The following is a 20,959-nucleotide window of genomic DNA, read 5'->3' on the forward strand; positions in this document are numbered from 1 at the left end:
ACTCTTGACAATGGTAGGCCATAATGTCAAAGTATACTTTGATGCATTTATCAAGCATTTTTGTAGAAGATCGGGAGGATTTTACATGGATAATGGAACAGAGCCATATATTCAACGAATCAATGAATTGGCCCGTAAAGCCAAAACAGTAGGTCTGACAGACGATGAGCTGGAAGAACGCAATGAGCTTCGTAAACGCTATATAGAAGCTTTTAAAGGCAATCTTCGCAGTCAGTTGGAGACAATTAAATTTGTTGATGAGGAACAAGAGGATAGTGACACGAACCAGCACAAATAATTAGGGGTGAATCATTGCGTGCAGTATCGAGTATTGGGCAAAAGCGGGGTTGTGGTTTCTGAGCTTTGTTTGGGGACCATGACCTTTGGCAATACAACCAGCGAGGAAGTCTCAACGACCATGATTCACGATTTTTTGGATCAAGGTGGGAATTTTCTTGATACTGCGGATGTGTATGTATCAGGACGTTCTGAGGAAGTCGTTGGCAAAGCGATCAGCGGTCGACGCTCAGATGTGATTCTGGCCACTAAAGTACGTTTTGCGACAGCAAATAATGTTAATCATGTCGGCTTATCACGCAAACATATTTTAGACGGGGTAGAAGCCAGCTTACGGCGTTTGAATACTGACTACATCGATTTGTATCAAATGCATGTCTGGGATCAAATTACACCGATTGAAGAAACATTACGTACGTTGGATGATTTGGTGACATCTGGAAAAGTCAGATACATCGGGTGCTCCAACTTTTTGGCGTATCAAATTATGAAATCCCTTGGGATCAGTGATCATAATCGATATGCCCGATTTATTTCCAATCAACCGCAGTATAGTCTCGTGTCTCGTCAGATGGACAGGGAAGTGCTACCTTTATGTATCGAAGAAAATGTAGGTGTTATTCCATGGGGACCTATTGGTGGCGGTTTCCTAAGCGGTAAATACCCTCGTGGTGAAGCACCGACAGAAGGTAGGCTCTCGTCTAAAGCGGGTGAAAGCAGCTGGATGTTACGCAACTCAGAGAAAAACTTCCGTATACTTGAAGAAGTTCTTGCTGTTTCCTCTGAAATTGATCAAACACCTGTTCAGGTGGCTTTGAATTGGCTTATACATAAAAAGGGGATTACCGCCCCTATATTTGGTGCAAGGACATTGGAGCAGTACCATGAGAATATGGGAGCAGTTGGCTGGAAGCTCTCCACAGATCATTGGAACCGCTTGGATACTGTGAGTGCGCTTGAGGATGACTATCCATACCGATTTATAGAAAAATTTAAAAGAGAAGTGTAGCCGGTATATTAAAGGAGATTGCCTATGTCTCGCAAGTGGGAACGAATGGTCAAGAAGAATACGAAAGTAGTTAACAAAAGTAGGGCCAAGCATGGCAAGCCAACGATCAGCCAAACCGTATCATCAGACGATTCGGTTACTATTAAAGGGCGTAATTGGACGTTATCGTTATTTTTATTTTGTGTAGGTATTTTTTGTTTTATAGCTTTTCAGAACACAAATCAGGATGAATACTTGTACTGGCTAACAGGCGGAAGTTATATGCTACTGAGCTTATTCATGTTTGGTGTCAGACGCCCGCAGCTTAAAATTGGCAAAGACTTTTTGGGAAGCCGTCGATTTACGGGAGACAAGAGAGTACCCGCTTCGGATATTAAAGAAATCGCATTATCTTCGGATGCTGTCATCATTTCATTGAAGAGCAGCAAAATCAGATGGTCGTTTACACGTTTTTATCATAGAATGGATATTTCGGCGATGTCCGAGCGATTGAAGGAATTCGCCGCTAATCATGCAGTACCTTTGAAGGTGGAGTAGAAAGGGAGAGGCTCAATGGCTATTAAGGCAGTTTTATTTGATTTGGATGATACGTTATTATGGGATGATCGTAGTGTAAAAGAAGCCTTTCAGGCAACATGTTTAGCGGCAGCGGAGCAAGTCGATGTTGACCCTATCGAACTCGAGCAGGCGGTAAGACAAGAGGCGCGGAAGCTATATGAGTCATACGATACGTTTGCTTTTACCAAAATGATTGGAATCAACCCTTTTGAAGGGTTGTGGGCTAACTTTACAGAAGGTGATAATGAGAATTTCCGTAAACTGGAGCAGCTTGCACCTCAATATCGTACTGAATCATGGACCCTTGGTCTTAAAGCTTTAGGTATAGACGATGCAAAGCTTGGCTATGAGCTTGGGGAGAGATTCCCGATGGAACGTCGCAGTCGTCCTATTGTATATGAGGAAACGTTCGAGGTTCTGGATCAATTAAAAGGCAGCTATAAGCTGCTGCTCTTAACCAATGGTTCTCCGGATTTACAGAAGGAAAAGCTGGCTGGTGTTCCTGAGCTTGCTCCTTATTTTGACCATATTGTCATATCAGGGAATCACGGAGAGGGCAAGCCTGCAACCTCAATATTCAATCATGCACTTGACCTGCTTCAGGTTACAGCTGATGAAGCAGTAATGATTGGCGATAAGCTCACAACCGATATTTTGGGATCTAACCGGATCAATATGCGTAACATGTGGATTAATCGACATGCGCTGCAAAGGGACGATGAAATCATACCTGCCTATGAGATTGTAAGTTTGCGAGATATTCAAGGTGTAATTGATTCCATAAGTTCATAAGTGTAAAAAAACTATTGAATGCAATAAAACCCGACAGCGCTGAGTAACAGGCTGACGGGTTTTGTTCATATTGTGTATATGGATAATACCGTTTTATGCTTTCTGAAAGGATTCGTCTGCATAAGGGTGGGCGATCCAGCCATCGGTTTCAATAAACAAACGAATAGCAACAATTTGGCGATTGTCCATCAAAGTGAAGAAGTGTGCCTTGTGCTCGGGAACAGAAATAACATCGCCTGCTTCCAATTCAACATCAAAATACCCAACATCCTCAGTGCCTTTTATAATAAAAATACCTTTTCCTGAAACAATAGCTCTTACTTCATCTTCGGTGTGGGTGTGAACCTGCTCAAATTTAGTAAGAAGTTCTTCGATATTAGGTGTAGCCTCGGACAAAGCAATAACATCCCATGTTTTATAACCGCGTCTAGCCGCAATTTCCTGAATTTCTTCGTCGAATGTCGACAGAATTTGCGCTTTATTCTCATCGGTCAAAGTGAATTTCTCTTGTAAATCAGCAGGAAGCTTGCCAGCATTCCAATGCTCATAAAGTACCTCTTGTTTTTCCAAAAATGCCTGAACGTTACTTTCTCCAGAGATGCGTTCATTAGTACTGCGAATACGGATTTCAGCCACGGTCATCCCTCTTTCTATACACTTAATAAGTTTCTAACGTATATTATAATAGAATTCCGGTCTGCTGTCGATCTGTTTCGTCGATAATTCCGATATGAATAATAAGAAAATGTGCATTGTTTGAACTTTATTTGATCTCTGTCGAATTGTGTCCGCATTATCTTTTCATGATGACAGGTTTCTGGTACACTAAAGGTTACAATTGGACGGTTGCCGTTGAAAGGAAGATTAGCATGGGCAAAATACCTTTGCAAGAACAGCTTAAGAAGAAAATTATGATTTTGGACGGTGCAATGGGCACAATGATCCAACAGGAAAACTTAACCGAGGACGATTTTGGTAGTGAAGACCTGGATGGATGTAATGAAATTTTGGTAGTTACACGTCCTGATGTCATTTCAAAAATACATGAAGCTTATTTTGCAGCGGGCGCAGATATTATCGAAACGAATACTTTTGGATCGACAAGTGTCGTTCTTGCTGAATATGATTTACAAGATCGAGCTAGAGAGTTGAATCTGATAGCAGCCAGGTTAGCAGTTGAGGCAGCGAATAAATTCAGTACACCGGAGTGGCCGCGTTATGTTGCAGGTGCTTTGGGGCCAACAACCAAAACACTTTCCGTAACCGGAGGCGTCACCTTTGACGAACTCGTTGACAGCTACTACGAGCAATCGGTAGCACTGATCGAAGCTGGCGTAGACGCAATGCTTCTTGAGACCTCTCAGGATACGTTGAATGTTAAAGCCGGCAGTATTGGCATTCGTCGTGCTTTTGAGACCACTGGCATTACACTCCCATTAATGATTTCCGGAACGATTGAGCCAATGGGCACAACGCTAGCGGGTCAAAATATTGAATCCTTTTATATTTCCCTGGAGCACTTAAATCCGATTTCTATTGGTCTTAACTGTGCAACGGGTCCGGAATTTATGCGAGACCATATTCGTTCCTTGTCTGAGCTGGCTACTACGGCTGTCAGCTGTTATCCGAATGCCGGATTGCCGGACGAGAATGGGCAATATCATGAGTCTCCTGAATCCCTTGCCAAAAAAATGGCTGGCTTTGCCGAACAGGGCTGGCTTAATATTGCTGGTGGCTGCTGTGGAACGACTCCTGATCATATTCGTGCGATGGCTGAGACTTTATCCCAGTATAAGCCTCGGGAGCATGCAGCTTCTCACTTATCCGCAGTTTCGGGTATCGAAACCGTCTATATTGAAGATGCTAACCGTCCTTACATGGTTGGGGAACGTACAAATATTTCAGGGTCCCGTAAGTTCAAACGATTGATGAAAGAAGGAAAGTTTGAAGAAGGCGCAGAAATAGCGCGTGCACAAGTGAAGAATGGTGCTTATGTCATTGATATCAACGTACAGGATACCGATATTGATGAAGTGTATGCGATGGAAAACTTTTTGAAAGAGGTTGTCAAAAAGGTTAAAGTTCCTTTGATGATCGACTCGACTTATGATCATATTATTGAGCTCGGTTTGAAATATTCACAAGGCAAGGCGATTATTAACTCCATTAACCTGGAAGATGGCGAGAGCAAGTTTGAAGCTATTTTGCCGTTAATCCATCGATATGGAGCAGCTGTTGTTATGATTCTCATCGATGAGCGCGGACAAGCTGTATCACGGCAAGCCAAAATGGAAGTTGCTGAACGCTCCTATGAGCTGTTAACCAAAAAGTATGGGATGAATCCGGAAGATATTATTTTTGATCCGAATATGTTCCCGGTAGGCTCAGGCGATCCGCAGTATATTGGATCTGCTGTTGAGACCATCGAAGGTATTCGGATGATCAAAGAAAAATATCCTGAATGTAAAACCATTCTCGGTCTTAGTAACATTTCCTTTGGTCTTCCGCCTGCTGGGCGGGAGGTTCTGAATTCGGTGTACTTGTATCACTGTACCAAGGCCGGACTGGACTTTGCCATCGTCAATACAGAAAACCTGGAGCGTTACGCATCCATAGGTGATCATGAGAAAGAGCTTGCTGAGAAGCTGATCTTTGAGACTAATGATGATACACTTGCACAATTTGTTGCTCACTTCCGTGAGAAAAAAGTCGATAAGAAAGAGAAAATCTCTAATCTAACGCTTGAAGAACGATTGGCGTCCTATGTGGTTGAAGGTACGAAAGAAGGCCTTGCAGCCGATTTGAACGAAGCCATGAATACGTATGCGCCGCTGGATATTATTAATGGACCTTTAATGACGGGAATGGCAGAGGTAGGCAGATTGTTTAATAACAATGAGCTGATTGTTGCCGAGGTGCTGCAAAGCGCGGAAGTCATGAAAGCATCCGTATCCCATCTCGAGCCGTTTATGGAAAAAGCGGACAGTGCCGTTAAAGGAACGATCATGCTGGCGACAGTTAAAGGCGATGTTCACGATATCGGTAAAAACTTGGTCGAAATCATTTTATCCAACAACGGCTACAAAATTATTAACCTGGGTATTAAGGTTCCACCAGATCAAATTATTGAAGCATTCCGCAGAGAAAAGCCTGATGCTATTGGTTTGTCAGGTCTACTTGTTAAATCTGCACAGCAGATGGTTATAACCGCTCAGGATTTGAAAAATGCAGGTATCGATGTGCCTATTCTGGTAGGTGGTGCCGCATTGACAAGAAAATTCACGAAAACACGTATCGCACCGGAATATGAAGGTGTTGTTCTATATGCAAAAGATGCTATGGATGGTCTGGACATTGCGAACAAGCTGAGCGACCCACTCCAGAAGCAGCAATTAATTGATGAATTACGTGAAGCGATGGAATCCGATGTTAAGGAGTCCGGTAAGAAAACAGAAGCAATGCCAGTCTTGACTCGTGTGTTGAAATCTACGATTGATCGTACTTTGCCGGTGCAGGTACCTCCAAGTCTGGAGAGACGCGTTATTCGTGATTATCCTATGAGTCACGTGATGCCTTATATTAATATGCAGATGCTGCTCGGACATCATCTCGGCTTGAAAGGAAAAGTCGATAAGCTTCTAGCTGATAAAGATCCGAAGGCGGTTCAACTCAAGGAAACCGTAGACGGGATTTTGGCGGAAGCTCAAAAAGAAGGCATTATCCGTGCTCATGGTATGTATCAGTTTTTCCCGGCACAGTCATCGGGTGACGATATTTTCATTTATGACAAGGATGATCTAACCAAGGTACTGCAAAAGTTCTCCTTCCCAAGACAGCAGACGGAACCTTTTTTCTGTCTTGCTGATTACCTGAAATCGACAGACAGCGGCGAAATGGACTATATTGGCTTTATGGTCGTTACAGCTGGTCACGGCATAAGTGAGAAGGCACAAGAGTGGAGAGAAAAAGGCGACTACTTGCGATCGCATGCTCTTCAATCCACTGCACTTGAAACTGCGGAGGCGCTGGCTGAACGTGTGCACCAAATGATGCGCGATGTTTGGGGATTCCCGGATCCGGCTGGCATGACAATGGGTGAGATGTTTGGTGCCAAGTATCGCGGCCAACGCTTCTCCTTCGGTTATCCCGCCTGCCCGAATCTGGATGATCAGGAGCAGCTGTTCGCATTGTTAAAGCCGGAGGATATCGGTATTGAGTTGACCGAAGGCAGTATGATGGAGCCGGAAGCTTCGGTATCAGCCATTGTATTCTCACATCCGGAAGCACGCTATTTTAACGTGGATAAGGTCTAGGATATACTAGTGAAGGAGTGGGGTCATAGGGGCTCGACTCCTTCACTATATATAGAGAGATACAGCACGACATAGGAAATGGAGAAGATGAGCTTGGAAATATACTTTCTCGGTACAGGAGCAGGTATGCCTTCGAAGGAACGAAATGTGTCTTCGATCATTCTGAATCTGTTGGCGGAAAACAACAGCTATTGGATGTTCGATTGCGGAGAAGGGACGCAGCAGCAGATTCTGCGTTCACCCATTCGGACGAGCAAGCTGGAGAAGCTGTTCATAACTCATTTGCATGGCGATCATTTATATGGGCTGCCAGGACTTCTGACGAGCCGTTCTTATCAAGGTGGCGATGACACGCTTACTGTTTACGGTCCTGAGGGCACGGAGTTATTTATCCGCACTGCTTTGGCTGTAAGTCAGGCTCATTTAACCTACGAGCTTAAGATTGTTGAGTTCGGACCCGTGGATCAGCAACTGTTGTTTGAAGATAAGCAATTTGAGGTGTACATCGCTCCACTTGTCCATCGGGTTCAGAGCTATGGCTACCGGATCGTAGAGAAACCACAAAAAGGCAGCCTGCAAGCGGATAAGCTGAAGGAGCTTGGAATCACTTCAGGACCCTTGTTCGGTAAAATCAAGCAGGGAATGGATATAACCTTGGAGAATGGGACAATACTTAGGGCAAAGGATTATATCGGACCTGATGTTCAGGGAAGAATCGTGACCATTCTGGGTGACACACAGCCCTGCCAATACTCATTGGAGCTTGCTCGTGATGCGGATATACTGGTTCACGAGGCAACCTTTGCGGAGAGTAAGAAGCATCTGGCTGTTGCCTACGATCATTCGACAGCTGTGGATGCCGCTCGCACAGCGCGAGATGCTGGCGCACATGCTTTGATTTTAACGCACATTAGCTCACGTTATCAGAAGGAAGAGGCTGCCCTTTTGAGTGGGGAAGCCCAACAAATATTTGACGAAGTTTATTTGGCGCGTGACCATTGGAGCTATGAGGTGCCGCGGGTTAAACGAAGACAGAATTAGCTTTTGATAAATTGTAAAGTAAACTGTTTGTTGGTTTCCAATATGCTATAGCTGCCTTTCGGAGGGATGCTAATTGTTAGGGTTTTCTATATTAATTGGATATTATGTACTGGGATGGGTGATTCAAACCGGATTACAGGTTCCCATCCCGGCTAATGTGATAGGGCTCATATTGTTTACAATGAGCCTTTTTTTTAAGATCATCAAGCTTGAATGGGTGGAAGAAGCAGGGGAATTTTTAATCAAGCATATGCTCTTATTTTTTATACCTTTTGTTGTTGGAACGATGGTTTTCTTTCCATATATCGGAGCCAATGCGGTTCAATTGCTTGTAAGTTTATTTGTAAGCACGATTGGAGTTCTTATGATTACAGGCTGGAGTGTCAAGCTCCTGAAGGGAAAGGAGAAAAGCAATGAGTCTCCATGACTTTCCGCAGCAGCCTATGTTCGGATTAGCACTATCAGTTATTGCTTATGCGATAGCTCTCCGATTAAATCAACAATGGAAATGGCTTCACCCGCTGTTTATCAGCTCAGGCCTTATTATAGGATTCATGCTGTGTGCACATATTCCATATGAATCGTACCGTCTTGGTGGTGATTTCCTGGTTTTGCTGCTTGGACCTGCAACGGTTGCTTTGGGTATTCCGATCTATAAAAATGCTAGACGCATCCGTTCCAGTCTTGTTGCCATCATGAGTGGAATCACAATAGGTTCCATTGCTGCTCTACTGCTGTCAGGTGTTCTGGTATGGAGTCTTGGAGGTACGGCAGAGCTTATGGTGACCATGATGCCGAAGTCAGTAACGTCACCGATAGCACTCGAAATCTCGCGTAAGGCGGGAGGTATTCCCGAGCTAACGGCTGTACTGACGGTACTGACCGGACTGTTCGGCAGTATGTTTGGACGAAGTCTGCTGCGAATGGTTGGTGTTCGTGACGACATATCCATAGGGGTGGCCATGGGTACCTCGTCCCACGGAATCGGAACTGCCAGGGTTATAAGAGACTCCGAGCTTCAAGGCAGTATTAGTGGATTTTCAATGGGAGCAGCTGCCATCATAACTTCGCTATTATTTATTCCTCTATATAGTTGGCTGCATTAGCATTTATCTGAAGAACCTCATTGATTTGAGGTTTTTTTATTTGTCCGAAAACCTTACAAATTATTCATAACACGCAAACGTCAACTTAATAATTCTCTGCTACGCTATGGATATCACTAAACCAACTTTCTTGAAGAAGGGCGTGTTGATGATGATTCCAGTTGTAACTAATCCTGTTTCCCTAACTAATTTGTCTGTGAAAGTAGCTTCCAATTCATGGGAGATCGAGCAAGCCATGCGTTTAAGGTATCAGGTGTTTGTAGAAGAGGAAAAGAATATGCAGATGTTGAATGAAAGTGGCTTGGAACAGGATGCGTATGATATGTATTGTGATCATTTGATTATAACGGATTTGGAACGGGAACAAATTGTGGGGACGTACAGGCTTTTGCCTGGTTTACGCGCATTGGCGGGTGTTGGCTTTTATTCGGAAACAGAGTTCGACTTAAGATCGTTTCAGGAGCACAAAGCGCATACGCTCGAGTTGGGACGCAGCTGCATTGCCCCTGCCTATCGAAGTGGTAAAGCGATTCACCTGCTGTGGGAAGGAATAGCCAAATATATTGCCGAGCATCATTATCAGTATTTAATCGGCTGTGCCAGTATGCATGTGAACTCTCTGGAGGATCTCAATGCCATCTACAGCATGCTGCGCTTCAAGCAGGTTATTACTGACCGTTACGGAATCCAACCACTGGAATCTCATCGTATTCAAGGTCTGCAGCAGATACAAAGCGAACTCAATGAAAAAGAAATATTCCGTAAGCTGCCTCCGCTTATGAAGGGCTATCAATACTTGGGTGCAGAGATAGGAGGCGATCCAGCTTACGACAAGTTTTTTGAGACGGTAGATTTTTTCATTGTTTTGGAAAAGGATCGCTTGGCTCGTAAATATAAAAAGCATTTTCTTAATCAATAAATCGTAAACCGGGAGGCATCCTCTATATGTATGACTGGATTGGTAAAATTACGGAAAATCATCTATTGATACAAAAAATGGCTGCATGGAGCAGATGGGTACCTAAATCTTGTATGCTAATGCTGCTCGGATGCGCAGCGGTTATTTTGCAGCTGTCAGTTTTCAGCAAGGGAATGGGTATTAAGGTAGAGGCCAACCTGAGTACATTGCTGAAGGATCGAAGTGCAGAAGAGTTAACACGTATCCGCCATCAGTTTTTTCGGAATTTGGTCATCACACTTTACGAAATCATAGTGGAGTCCAAACATCTGGAGGGCAGTGAATCCTGGCGGTTTCGGGTTGAGGGTGAAGACCATCTTAAAGAGGCACTCCAGCTTGGCCGAGGTGCTATCATCTACGCTCCACATGAGGGGAACTTTTTTTATTACTACTGGTACCTCAGTCAAAAGTATAACTGTCTCACGATAGCTACTGCCGAAAGCCCTGAACTGCGGTCCCTATATGAACAGTTTCAATTGATGGGCTGTGAAGGCCTGGATTATGATCGTACCCCGCCTTTACTGCTGCTTCGTAAGCTAAAAAAGCATCTGAAGAGCAATGGGGTTGTGTTCATTCTGGGAGATTTTTGGCGGCCTACCTTTCCACAATCTCAATTTTTTGGACGAAAAAGTCGTACACCTGAGGGTGCAGCCTTATTGTCTATAGATCAACGTGTACCGATCATTCCCTTTTATGGACGGAGAGATCAGGGATTCAAGCACTGTCTTACATTCGAGCAGCCGCTGCATTTATATGCCTGTTATCTGGGCTCTCAGCGGTCTGAAGCTACTCAACTACTCAATCTTTATTTGGAATCGGTTATACGCAAACACCCTGAGCAGTGGTTTTACTGGTTCAATGTAGAAGAACGTTTTAAAATCGATTTCACGGAAGAAGTTGAACAGAAGCTGGAGCATGAAAAAATACTTCGCGTTTCATCATGAAATTAAGCATATTGATCATGATTTGGGATATACTAGTTCAGGTGAAAAACTACTCTCAGGAGGGGCTGCAGCATGGATTTTACAAGTCACGATATTGCAGTAATCGAACAAGCCTTGCATCTGGCCATGAGCATGGGAGGTAACGATTCAAAAGCGCAGCAGTTTCGTGAGGTGTTAGTCAAGCTGCAAAGCAATTCAGCTGCGGCCTTCAGTGGCGGTACTTATTTGCAAAAGGCAGAGCATGATGGACTGCGCTACGATTATGATGATTCTTCTGACTTGCTGTAATCGGTTGATATTATTGAATCCATGAGTGCTGCGAACTTTTGTGAAGAAATGGATCTGGTAGTACTGTCGTTTTGGTGACCAAGACATTCCATGATTGCTTCTAAGCTCACGCCAGCTTCAGCGAGTTAGCTTGTAGGGGTGGCCTAAAAGAATGGGGAGTAAGGTTTGTATTCAGTTTAGCAAGCTTTAGAATTCTCCTCATTCAGTATCCAATACTTTTTTGAGTGTTTGGATAGCCTAAGTATTTACCTTCGTTAGCAAATACGGAATCTTCTTCGTAATACTTAACGCGATTTTCCATGCGTATAATATTTTTCCGCGCTTTATGGGCCTCTACTCTTTTACGAAATAATTCCTTCATTAGTCTTCACTCATCATTTTACGAATATATGTACGGTTTTGAGCTATATATGAATTGGTATCGCGGCCATGGATCTTAGGGATCGAGGGCTTTATTTTTGCTTATTTTTATATTAAAATATGAACGACGACCCGGTGTGATGCGAAGAATTGGGGGGACATAAACTAAAGATGTATGAAGAGTTTAATGAACTGATAACTTTAATGAACAGAGCTAGAAAAGAGGCTGACGAAGCAAATAGAATTGCATATGAATTAAGGCAAGAATCTATAAAAAAGCAATTTCAAGCCACAGCCGCGGCCGAAATGGCAGCACTCACTGCTGATTTTTTAAATGAGTGTAAGGACCCGGCGCTTTTGGCTAAAATTGCAGCGACTAGCAGAGAGGCAATGCGTAAAACTATTGATTGTACAGAAACAGCAGCCTGTGCCGTTTTAAAGGCAAATAAAGCAGATGAAAGAGTCACAAAGGCATTCTTAGAATGCAAAGAAGCCGCGTTAAAACTTACTATTGCTCTTGATGAACTTGAACTTATAGAATGATGCATATTTGCCAATATATTGAGAACAGCCCTCATCCTTTATCGGAATCGAGGGCGTTTTTTTATATTCTAAGCTTGCAGCCGTTCCTTCGGAGCTAACAGTTCCCTTACTCTCGGATATATCATTCTCATCCCCTCATTGCCATACTATTTTTTGACTTCAGATTGCAAATCTGCACGATTTGCCTTGACGTAAATCATCGTTGTACCCAAACTACCATGTCCCATAATTTGCGCCAAGCGTTGCAATGGCGTGTTCTCTGCCATCACGTACCCGAACCGGTGCCGAAGATCGTGGGAGCTCAATCCTTCGAGTCTAGCTGTTTTCATATATTTTTGAATCAAATGACGCAAAGCACGTTCTGTTAATCGATCGCCAGTTTTCTCCGATGGAAACAGATAAGGACTGTCCGGAGGGAGTTCTGCCAAATATTTTTCTAAAGCAGCTTTGCAAGCAGCGTTCAAAGGTACTTCCCGCTGTTTATTCCGTTTTCCGGATCGGACCGTGAGCTGGCCGCTGCGTTTTCCGATTTGAATATCTCCAAGAGCCAGGTCGCACACTTCCATTGTTCGTAAACCGGTATGAAACATCACGATAAGAATCGTCTGATCCCGAAGAGAACCACCATGCTCAGCCGCAGCTATCAATGCAGCTTCTTCTTTGTCTGTCATCTGACGAGGGCTTACTTTTTCTTCCGGAATCAATTTGACCGGTTTTGAAGGATCACGGCGAATCCTGGATTCCGACGCAGCCCACTCAAAAAAACGTTTCAGTGTTATAAGCCGCCGATTAATGGTCGCCGGTTTTAATTCCATTACTTTTTGAGCGGCTTCCTGGTATCGTGTCAATGTTGGAGTAGCGACATCTTCAATGTGAAATACAACTACTTTCTCTTGGTGTTCGGTGTTCTCAAACCAACCAATAAAATGTTTCAAGTCACTTGCGTATTCCTTTAGTGTTTTGGGATTCAAATCCTCGTGGATGGTGAGAGTGTGTATGAAATCTTGAATCGTCTGCTCCCCTTGTTCCGAAATGGTGGTCGTCTTAATCATTAGCAAAGCCTCCAAATCTTGACTTACATTAGCGGACATGATATTCTTATCTTAACCGATACATTAGCGGACATCAAGTACGAGTAAGCAAAATCCACCAAATCAAATGTTAATATTAAATAAAGATGTGACCACATCAGAAAAGCGGTTTTTATCAAAATAAATACACACGATTCGAATGTTAGTGTCGTATTTTCGACCATTGATGACATTATTAATTTTTATTCCAACAAACAGAGTTTGCCGAGCAAGGTGGACGATCTGAGCCATTTAGAGAATCACACAAACAAGGAAAGGGATGGTTTATCATAATTGGAGAAATGATTCTAATCAACCGACCTATAAGGACAATTAAGAAGAGTTCGTGGTTGTTAATGATTTCCTGCGTTTTTACTTCATTTATCTTCACTGTTTGGGGGGGATGTCTTTTACTTGGCTGCCTCCTATATATTGCCTTTTCGAATCGAAAGGTCAGAAACCGCTTGGTAAGTTCGGGAAATTCATTGCTGCGAGTGGTTTACAAGAAAAGAAGATTGCTATGAAATCACAATTAGCGTGAATATAGGTCGTAGAGACACAGACGACAAATGGACTCTGACTGTTGAAAAGCTCAATTTCTGGCCCTGGCGGAACGATAATCCGTTCAGGGCTATTTTATATGTGCGCATTGGGATAAATAAATATTAAACAAATAATTGATATAAGAACGTACATTCGCTATAATATAAGCTACTACAATCCGGCTTTTATATGAGGAGCTTGAATCCCATGAACCCATTAACCGGCAAGGTTGATTCCATAGATGAAATGATCCAATTAGTGAAAAATACTCCAGAGCTGATGTCTCAGGTTACATACTGGCATACGATTCCACCTCGTGATCCGATGTATGATGCATTTCCGCCTGAGCTTCATCCGATTTTGTTAGCTGCGCTGAAGGTCAAAGGGATTGAAGGATTGTATACGCACCAGGCGGAATCGTTTCGTGAGGCAGCAGCAGGCCATCACGTTGTTACCGTAACTCCAACTGCATCCGGTAAAACCCTTTGCTATAACCTGCCGGTTTTAAAGGAAATACTGAATAATGATAGCGCACGTGCGCTTTATTTGTTTCCGACCAAAGCATTGGCTCAAGACCAGGTATCGGAGCTTCAGGAAACCGTAAACCGGATGGGAGCAGATATCAAGACACACACCTACGATGGTGATACGCCTCCGACGGTGAGGCAGGCTATTCGGAATGCGGGTCATATTGTTGTGACGAACCCGGATATGCTCCATTCCGCCATTCTTCCTCACCATACCAAGTGGGTTAAGCTATTCGAAAATATTAAATATATCGTAATCGATGAAATACATTCGTATCGGGGCGTATTCGGCAGTCATGTAGCCAATGTGATTCGAAGGCTGAAGCGAATTTGTCGATTCTATGGATCTTCGCCACAATTTATATGTGCATCGGCAACCATTGATAATCCGCGGGAGCATGCCGAGCGTCTGATTGGTGAACCCGTTTCATTGGTGAACCGCAACGGAGCTCCGGCTGGTGAAAAGCATTTTGTTTTTTATAATCCGCCTGTAGTAAATCAACAGTTGGGTATAAGGAAGAGCAGCGTATTGGAAACTCGTAAAATAGCAGGCATGCTGCTCAAGCAAGGTGTACAAACGATCGTATTTGCCCGAAGTCGTGTACGCGTAGAGCTTCTGCTTACCTACCTGCAGGACCTGATCAAGCATGAGCTGGGTGCCAAGTCGATTCGCGGTTATCGCGGCGGTTATTTGCCACAGCTGCGACGAGAGATCGAGCGCGGATTGCGTAGTGGGGAGATTCGCGGAGTTGTCAGTACGAATGCGCTGGAACTGGGCATCGATATCGGACAGCTGCAGGCATGCGTGCTTAACGGATATCCTGGGACGATTGCCAGCACCTGGCAGCAATCCGGTCGAGCAGGCAGGAGGCAGGAAAGCTCCATCACGTTTCTGGTCGCAAGCAGTAATCCCCTCGATCAATATATGATCCAGAATCCGCGATACTTTATTGAACGTCCACCAGAGCAGGCGCGAATACATCCCGATAACTTGATCATTTTGGTTGACCATGTCAAATGTGCGGCGTATGAGCTTCCTTTTGAAGAAGGAGAGCAATTTGGCGGCGAATCTTTAAAGGATGTTTTGGAATTTTTGACAGAGGAGCATATCCTGCATCTCGTGAAAAATCGTTGGTATTGGATGGATCAGTCGTTTCCCGCGCACGATATTTCATTACGCTCCGCAGCTCAGGAAAACTTTGTCATTGTAGACATGACTAATGGTACGCGGGTTATTGGAGAAGTGGATCGATTCAGTGCACCGACTATGATTCATGAAGAAGCTATATATATCCATGAGGGCATTCAGTTCCAGGTAGAAAAGCTCGACTATGAAGAGAAAAAAGCGTTCGTACGCCAGGTTAATGTAGATTATTTTACAGACGCAAGTATGGCCGTCCAGCTAAAGGTGCTTCATGTACACCGCGAAGTGGAGGAGCTTGGACTGCATCGTAATTATGGCGAAGTGACTTTGAATGCGAAACCAACTATTTTCAAAAAAATCAGATTGCGGACACACGAGAATATTGGCTCAGGACCGATTCATTTGCCCGAGGAGGAGTTGCACACCAGCTCATATTGGTTTACCTTTTCGGAACAAGCCTCAGCGGAAACCTCGGTTAATGATATGCAGTTTGCGCTGCTCGGCTTATCCAATGTACTGGTGCATATCGCACCGCTTTATTTGATGTGTGATCCACGGGATATTCGCGTAGTGCCGCAGGTACGTGCTATTCACAATAAGCTGCCAACGATATTTTTCTATGATAGTTATCCTGGGGGTGTGGGCTTGAGTGAACGACTATATGACGTCCATGGTGAATTAATAGCTGAAGCGAAGAGGCTTATTTCAAACTGCCAATGTCTTAGCGGCTGTCCTGCCTGTGTCGGACCCATTGAAGAGGTTGGATTGATGGGTAAGCAGCTTTCACTCAGCTTGCTGCGGCGGTTGGAGGTAACCCAATGAGTGGACTTCGTGACAGACTGCTGCGCCACAAATCATCGGGAAGCCAAGCGAAGCCCGCTGCTGCATCGGATGCTTCTGCCCCGACATCGGAATGGTCGGTAATTGACGCTCATATGGAACACAATGAATGGGGCTCGTTTGTGATGAGACGGCGTCGCTATGACCAGCAGGCCAAACATGGGCGTTACGCGTTGAGCGAGCTGTTGGGACAGTCCGATAAGCTGCTACATCTGCTGGGAGCTGAGTCAGAGACTTCAGAGGAGCAGGATGGCCTTACTCATGAAAAACTGCTTTATCTCGATACGGAGACAACCGGTCTTGGGATTGGTACGGGGAACGTGGCTTTTATGATCGGTATCGGTTTTTATGAGGAAGAGCAGTTTGTTGTAGAGCAGATGTTTATTCGTGATCCGGGTGAGGAACTGGGTATGCTCCATCATCTGCATGAGAAAATAGCCAAGCATCCTTATTTGGTAACGTATAACGGCAAAACTTTTGATTGGCCGATCATTAAGAATCGTTATATATTGAACCGTATGCAGCTTGATACCCCGATTGCTGGACACTTTGACTTTTTATATCCATCGCGCAGTTTGTGGAAGCATACACTGCCATCATGTCGGTTGGGTAAGGTAGAGGAGGAACGGCTTGGCGTTGTGCGTAAGGATGATGTGTCAGGCGCCCTCGCTCCTGTGCTGTATTTTCAATATTTGGCAGAACGAAAGGTTTCTATTGTCGAGGGCGTATTTATTCATAATGAACTCGATATTTTATCGTTGGCGGGTTTATCGATTCATTTTGCAAGGATTTTGAGCGGGAAAAGCAATTTTAAGGATATGGGCTTGGAAGAGCTGTATCGGCTGGGTGTATGGCTGGACAAGCTGAACCAGCAATGGATGTCAGAGCAAGCACTGGAGTGTCTGGCCGAGCGGATTACAGTCTCAGAAACTGTAGTAGAGCAAGGAGCTGACGATTATTTACTGCCGCTAGCCCAGGTGTATAAGCAGCAACACCGTTATACAGCAGCACGAGATTTGTGGGAATTGTATGTGGAGCGCAGAAAAGAACGTACGACCGCTTCATTGGATGCTTATGTCGAATTGTCCATGTATTATGAGCATCGAGAGAAGCAGTATGAGCTGGCTCTGTCCTACGCCGAGCAAGCACTAGACAAAGCATGGCGGCAGCATTCTTTGAAGCGTTCCTATGGGGGCGGAGGTGCTAGGTCAACTGGAAAACGTCAATCAACAAAATCACTCGAACATGGGCAAGAAAGTGGTATCGCAGATTTGGAGAAGCGCATCCAACGATTACGACAAAAGTCCGCCAGAGCTAACAATCAGTTGACAAAGGATAAGAAAAGGACAATTATCCGAAGTCAGGTTGTATCAGAATCAAATCTTGATCTGACGATGGATAATTTGATTTAAACGAGGATAAGCTCTATTCTTGGCATAACATAGACTTTATTTGGAAATATATAGACTACGGATTTCGTGTATTTTCACCTGGGAGCGTTACAAGGCTGCGAAAATATTATACAATGTTTGCATGAGGTAGTTTCGGAGGAACACGGTCATGCCATACCATGCTGATCATAGAGATTCTATGGAGGGTGATTGCTATCATTCATGTTTTTTTGGACGACGTACGTCTGTGCCCTACCGGTTTTGTAGCTGCCCACAATGCAGAGGAATGTATATTGCTGCTCCAGGAATGTGAGGTTGGCGTCCTGTCTCTTGATTTTGATCTGGGATGGGGCCAACCAACCGGACTGCAGGTAGCCAGTTTTCTGGCTTCTTCTCAGCGGTTTCCACGTGAAATTTATTTACATACCTCCAGTTGGAGCGGTAAACAGGCGATGCATCAGCTTTTATACCGGAGCAAGCCGGAAAGCGTTAAGCTGGTCAACGGACCGATGCCTCACGATACGCTTCAAACCATTGCCAATACAGCAAAGAATAGGTTGTGATCTTGTATTATGCAGCACGTAATATCATTAAGTAATGTACATTTTATCCGCGAGGAGCGGGCGATTTTATCGAATATTGAGCTTCAGGTACATGCAGGTGAACATTGGGTCATTCTCGGGAAAAATGGATCGGGCAAAACGACGATTCTGGAGATGATTAATGGATATCAATTCCCAAGCATTGGGCAGGTCCAGGTTCTGGATCAGCTTTATGGACAATGTGATGTAAGAGAAGTACGTAAACAAATCGGATACATCAGTCAATCTCTATATGAGAAGCTGAATCCAGCTGATCCCGTATGGGAGGTCATTGCTACTGGCGAGTATGCTTTTTTGCGTTTTTATCAGGAAATATCGCCTGAAGTACGTACGAAGGCACTAGGGATGCTGGATGAGATTCGTCTTTCACATCTAGCTGAACAGCCACTGGGCACACTTTCTCAAGGGGAACGCAAAAAGGTGATGCTAGCCCGGGCATTAATGACAAGCCCCTCCATTCTGATCATGGACGAGCCTTGCTCGGGATTGGATTTGTTTGAGCGTGAGCGGTTGCTTGAAACCGTTAATCAGCTTGGCAAGCAAAATATTACCGTATTGTACGTCACGCATCATATCGAGGAAATTATGCCGATGTTCACGCATGTTGCCTTGATTGATGATGGCAAGCTCGTGGCTTCTGGCCGTAAGGAAGACGTATTGAATGAAGAGAATTTATTGAGCGCATTTCAGGTTCCGGTTACTCTTGAATGGTTTCAGGGCCGTCCCTGGATCAAGGTGCTTGGGGAATGAGTGTGGATGAGCTGCAAAGCAGCGCTTTTATCGGTACAGCCAATCGCGGCTATGGACAGCAGGCACAGGAGGAAATTCTGAGGTTATTTGGATCGCCTATCAAGTTTACGCATCTCGTTCCTAACGAAATCTTTCTTTTCCAGCTTCCAGTGAGCAAATCTGAAGTTATTCTCAAGTTGACAACGCAAGAGCCGATGTTTCTTCGCCATATTCAGCCTGTGGACGCGGAGCTTGATTGGGATGGTGAATTGGCTTCGCTGCAGTCGTGGGCTATCCGTTCTGTTCAGTTAGACGCACAGAGCAAGGTTGCGGTGCAGGTTCGTAAAACCGAGGAGCTTACGACGGGCATTTCACAAGGTGAATATAAGCAGGCACTTGACCATATATTGACGGAAACCTACGCAACAGTTCCTGTTGCCAAAGGATCGGAATTTATTGTGTCTCTCTATTTGGTTCCGGGCATTGCCTATATTGGTGTCTCCAAGCCTGAACACAACTTGTCTGATTGGTCAGGCGGTGCTATACGCTATCGCAAAGAAGAGGGTCAGCTATCACGTGCAAAGTTCAAGCTGCTGGAGGCAGAGCAGGTATTCGGTCTCGATTTAACACAGTACAAGACGGCACTGGACGTCGGAGCTGCCCCTGGTGGCTGGACATCGCTGCTGCTGGAACGCGGAATCAAGGTGACAGCAATCGATCCTGCCAAGCTGGATAAGGATTTGCTAAAAAACAAGAATCTGACCTTCCATCAAAAAAATGCTGCCGATGTTAAGCTGCAGGATGCTTCCTTTGAGTTGATTGTTTGTGATATGAGCTGGAGTCCAAGACAAATGGGCAAGCTTATTAAAGGTCTTCTACCTGCGCTGATTACAGGTGGAACGGCGATCATTACGGTAAAATTGATGCACAAAAAAGCTTTTCAAACGGTTCGGGAGCTTGTAGGCGATTTATCCCCGGATCTCACTGTGCAAAAGGCCAAGCAATTATTTCATAACCGTGAGGAGCTCACTTTGTTTTTTATCAAAGCTTAGCAGGTTTATGAAAAGCTTGGAGCACGATTATCGAAATGGATAAAGGGGGCCAGGCCCGGAATGGCAAACGAGTATGCAGGAAGTGGCGAATTATCGAACTGGAACTCTATTTATAACATCAAAGATGAAGATAAGCCTCCAGTATATGACGATTGGCTTGTGAAGCATATGGATTTGCTGGAAGCCTCCCGACAGACGGATGTTCTTGACCTTGGCTGTGGAAATGGGTGTGACAGCTTGTTTCTATCTGAACGTGGATTTGACGTCATTTCCTGTGATTGGTCGGAGGAAGCGTTGCTGCGAGTGCGGCAGCATGTTCCGCTTGCGGATACACGGGCGGTGAATTTGCTGGAGCCGCTGCCATTTGCTGATAATAGCGCCATTGTGATTATCGCCGATTTGAGTCTGCACTATTTCTCATGGGAAGCGACGATAGCTATTATCAATGAACTGCAGCGTGTTTTGCAATCAGATGGTTATTTACTTTGCAGAGTGAATTCTATAAAAGACGTCAATTTTGGTGCTGGTACGGGGAAGGAAATCGAAGCTGGTTACTATGAGCATGAGGGACACCGCAAACGTTTTTTTGATAAGGATCGACTCGAACAACTGTTTCAACAATGGAAACTCACCTACATAGAAGAAGCTGTCCTGCATCGTTATGGTAAACCTAAGTTTCTATGGGAGCTGGCTGTGACAAATATGAAATAAGTACATCTTCACTTTTGATAAGAAAGTCTTGAGGAGTTATAAGTAAGGAGCGAATAATGGGAAATTTTTTGTTAACAAGACTGCTCGTGCCCTTCGCGATTTTATTGGCGATCTCCATACTTGCCCTCTTATTCGTGCCGC

The 20,959-nt window shown here is 44.4% G+C and carries 20 protein-coding genes; 18 read left to right on the top strand and 2 right to left on the bottom strand.

Going from position 1 to position 20,959, the window contains the following annotated elements; translation table 11 throughout:
- Positions 1-85: 85 nt before the first annotated feature.
- The 4 genes from BK127_RS03005 to BK127_RS03020 are packed head-to-tail and all read left to right on the top strand — an operon-like array spanning position 86 to position 2,656.
- Positions 86-298, top strand: a complete 213-nt coding sequence (locus BK127_RS03005; RefSeq protein WP_076228530.1) for a DUF896 domain-containing protein — start codon at positions 86-88, stop codon at positions 296-298.
- 18 nt (positions 299-316) lie between these two features.
- Positions 317-1,306: an aldo/keto reductase gene (locus BK127_RS03010; RefSeq protein WP_076228531.1), complete on the top strand. Its 990-nt coding sequence runs from the start codon at positions 317-319 to the stop codon at positions 1,304-1,306.
- Between the two features lie 24 nt (positions 1,307-1,330).
- Positions 1,331-1,843: a hypothetical protein gene (locus BK127_RS03015; protein ID WP_083689023.1), complete on the top strand. Its 513-nt coding sequence runs from the start codon at positions 1,331-1,333 to the stop codon at positions 1,841-1,843.
- A 15-nt stretch (positions 1,844-1,858) separates the two neighbouring features.
- A complete protein-coding gene (locus BK127_RS03020) occupies positions 1,859-2,656 on the top strand; it encodes an HAD-IA family hydrolase (protein WP_076228532.1) in 798 nt (265 codons plus the stop codon).
- A gap of 93 nt (positions 2,657-2,749) precedes the next feature.
- Here BK127_RS03020 and BK127_RS03025 read toward each other — a convergent pair whose 3' ends face one another.
- Positions 2,750-3,292 (bottom strand): 1,2-dihydroxy-3-keto-5-methylthiopentene dioxygenase, encoded by a 543-nt coding sequence (locus tag BK127_RS03025; protein WP_076228533.1) that lies wholly within the window; start codon positions 3,290-3,292, stop codon positions 2,750-2,752.
- A gap of 233 nt (positions 3,293-3,525) precedes the next feature.
- On the opposite strand from BK127_RS03025, the gene metH reads away from it, so the two are divergent.
- The 8 genes from metH to BK127_RS03065 all read left to right on the top strand — a co-directional run bounded on the left by metH (position 3,526) and on the right by BK127_RS03065 (position 12,209).
- Positions 3,526-6,969 carry a methionine synthase gene (metH, locus tag BK127_RS03030; RefSeq protein ID WP_076228534.1) on the top strand — a complete coding sequence of 1,148 codons (3,444 nt, stop codon included), beginning with the start codon at positions 3,526-3,528 and terminating at the stop codon, positions 6,967-6,969.
- A 93-nt stretch (positions 6,970-7,062) separates the two neighbouring features.
- Entirely contained in the window at positions 7,063-8,010 is a 948-nt protein-coding gene (gene rnz, locus BK127_RS03035) for a ribonuclease Z (RefSeq protein WP_076228870.1), read from the top strand.
- A 73-nt stretch (positions 8,011-8,083) separates the two neighbouring features.
- Entirely contained in the window at positions 8,084-8,437 is a 354-nt protein-coding gene (locus BK127_RS03040) for a CidA/LrgA family protein (protein ID WP_076228535.1), read from the top strand.
- On the top strand, positions 8,424-9,116 hold the full coding sequence (locus BK127_RS03045) for an LrgB family protein (protein WP_076228536.1): 693 nt from the start codon (positions 8,424-8,426) through the stop codon (positions 9,114-9,116). Before BK127_RS03040 ends, BK127_RS03045 begins: the two co-directional genes overlap by 14 nt.
- 148 nt (positions 9,117-9,264) lie before the next feature.
- Positions 9,265-10,035 carry a GNAT family N-acetyltransferase gene (locus tag BK127_RS03050; RefSeq protein ID WP_144026351.1) on the top strand — a complete coding sequence of 257 codons (771 nt, stop codon included), beginning with the start codon at positions 9,265-9,267 and terminating at the stop codon, positions 10,033-10,035.
- Positions 10,036-10,061: 26 nt separating this feature from the next.
- Positions 10,062-11,018: a lysophospholipid acyltransferase family protein gene (locus tag BK127_RS03055; RefSeq protein ID WP_076228537.1), complete on the top strand. Its 957-nt coding sequence runs from the start codon at positions 10,062-10,064 to the stop codon at positions 11,016-11,018.
- A gap of 72 nt (positions 11,019-11,090) precedes the next feature.
- On the top strand, positions 11,091-11,306 hold the full coding sequence (locus BK127_RS03060; RefSeq protein ID WP_076228538.1) for a hypothetical protein: 216 nt from the start codon (positions 11,091-11,093) through the stop codon (positions 11,304-11,306).
- A 531-nt stretch (positions 11,307-11,837) separates the two neighbouring features.
- Positions 11,838-12,209: a hypothetical protein gene (locus tag BK127_RS03065; RefSeq protein ID WP_076228539.1), complete on the top strand. Its 372-nt coding sequence runs from the start codon at positions 11,838-11,840 to the stop codon at positions 12,207-12,209.
- Between the two features lie 146 nt (positions 12,210-12,355).
- On the opposite strand, the gene BK127_RS03070 is transcribed toward BK127_RS03065, so the two are convergent.
- Positions 12,356-13,261, bottom strand: coding sequence for a tyrosine-type recombinase/integrase (locus BK127_RS03070; protein ID WP_076228540.1), 906 nt, complete (start codon positions 13,259-13,261; stop codon positions 12,356-12,358).
- A gap of 768 nt (positions 13,262-14,029) precedes the next feature.
- On the opposite strand from BK127_RS03070, the gene BK127_RS03075 reads away from it, so the two are divergent.
- The 6 genes from BK127_RS03075 (at position 14,030) to BK127_RS03100 (ending at position 20,818) form a co-directional block, all read left to right on the top strand.
- On the top strand, positions 14,030-16,315 hold the full coding sequence (locus BK127_RS03075) for a DEAD/DEAH box helicase (protein WP_076228541.1): 2,286 nt from the start codon (positions 14,030-14,032) through the stop codon (positions 16,313-16,315).
- Positions 16,312-17,745 carry a ribonuclease H-like domain-containing protein gene (locus BK127_RS03080; protein WP_076228542.1) on the top strand — a complete coding sequence of 478 codons (1,434 nt, stop codon included), beginning with the start codon at positions 16,312-16,314 and terminating at the stop codon, positions 17,743-17,745. Before BK127_RS03075 ends, BK127_RS03080 begins: the two co-directional genes overlap by 4 nt.
- Before the next feature lie 158 nt (positions 17,746-17,903).
- On the top strand, positions 17,904-18,287 hold the full coding sequence (locus BK127_RS03085) for a cyclic-phosphate processing receiver domain-containing protein (RefSeq protein ID WP_256711151.1): 384 nt from the start codon (positions 17,904-17,906) through the stop codon (positions 18,285-18,287).
- Between the two features lie 9 nt (positions 18,288-18,296).
- On the top strand, positions 18,297-19,076 hold the full coding sequence (locus BK127_RS03090) for an ABC transporter ATP-binding protein (RefSeq protein WP_076228543.1): 780 nt from the start codon (positions 18,297-18,299) through the stop codon (positions 19,074-19,076).
- Positions 19,034-20,107, top strand: a complete 1,074-nt coding sequence (locus BK127_RS03095; protein ID WP_256711152.1) for an SAM-dependent methyltransferase — start codon at positions 19,034-19,036, stop codon at positions 20,105-20,107. Before BK127_RS03090 ends, BK127_RS03095 begins: the two co-directional genes overlap by 43 nt.
- A 60-nt stretch (positions 20,108-20,167) precedes the next feature.
- The gene (locus tag BK127_RS03100) at positions 20,168-20,818 is read left to right on the top strand and encodes a class I SAM-dependent methyltransferase (protein WP_076228545.1); all 651 of its coding nucleotides are present in this window, start codon (positions 20,168-20,170) and stop codon (positions 20,816-20,818) included.
- The last annotated feature ends 141 nt before the right edge of the window (positions 20,819-20,959 follow it).

The organism is Paenibacillus sp. FSL H7-0331 (assembly GCF_001956045.1).

Coding starts and splice junctions, on each gene's coding strand:
- BK127_RS03070 (WP_076228540.1), bottom strand. CDS start 13,261: ATGATTAAGACGACCACCATTTCGGAACAAGGGGAGCAGACGATTCAA.
- BK127_RS03045 (WP_076228536.1), top strand. CDS start 8,424: ATGAGTCTCCATGACTTTCCGCAGCAGCCTATGTTCGGATTAGCACTA.
- BK127_RS03005 (WP_076228530.1), top strand. CDS start 86: ATGGATAATGGAACAGAGCCATATATTCAACGAATCAATGAATTGGCC.
- metH (WP_076228534.1), top strand. CDS start 3,526: ATGGGCAAAATACCTTTGCAAGAACAGCTTAAGAAGAAAATTATGATT.
- BK127_RS03090 (WP_076228543.1), top strand. CDS start 18,297: ATGCAGCACGTAATATCATTAAGTAATGTACATTTTATCCGCGAGGAG.
- BK127_RS03100 (WP_076228545.1), top strand. CDS start 20,168: ATGGCAAACGAGTATGCAGGAAGTGGCGAATTATCGAACTGGAACTCT.
- BK127_RS03015 (WP_083689023.1), top strand. CDS start 1,331: ATGTCTCGCAAGTGGGAACGAATGGTCAAGAAGAATACGAAAGTAGTT.
- BK127_RS03020 (WP_076228532.1), top strand. CDS start 1,859: ATGGCTATTAAGGCAGTTTTATTTGATTTGGATGATACGTTATTATGG.
- BK127_RS03050 (WP_144026351.1), top strand. CDS start 9,265: ATGATGATTCCAGTTGTAACTAATCCTGTTTCCCTAACTAATTTGTCT.
- BK127_RS03060 (WP_076228538.1), top strand. CDS start 11,091: ATGGATTTTACAAGTCACGATATTGCAGTAATCGAACAAGCCTTGCAT.
- BK127_RS03075 (WP_076228541.1), top strand. CDS start 14,030: ATGAACCCATTAACCGGCAAGGTTGATTCCATAGATGAAATGATCCAA.
- BK127_RS03055 (WP_076228537.1), top strand. CDS start 10,062: ATGTATGACTGGATTGGTAAAATTACGGAAAATCATCTATTGATACAA.
- BK127_RS03095 (WP_256711152.1), top strand. CDS start 19,034: ATGGTTTCAGGGCCGTCCCTGGATCAAGGTGCTTGGGGAATGAGTGTG.
- BK127_RS03085 (WP_256711151.1), top strand. CDS start 17,904: ATGCTGATCATAGAGATTCTATGGAGGGTGATTGCTATCATTCATGTT.
- BK127_RS03080 (WP_076228542.1), top strand. CDS start 16,312: ATGAGTGGACTTCGTGACAGACTGCTGCGCCACAAATCATCGGGAAGC.
- BK127_RS03065 (WP_076228539.1), top strand. CDS start 11,838: ATGTATGAAGAGTTTAATGAACTGATAACTTTAATGAACAGAGCTAGA.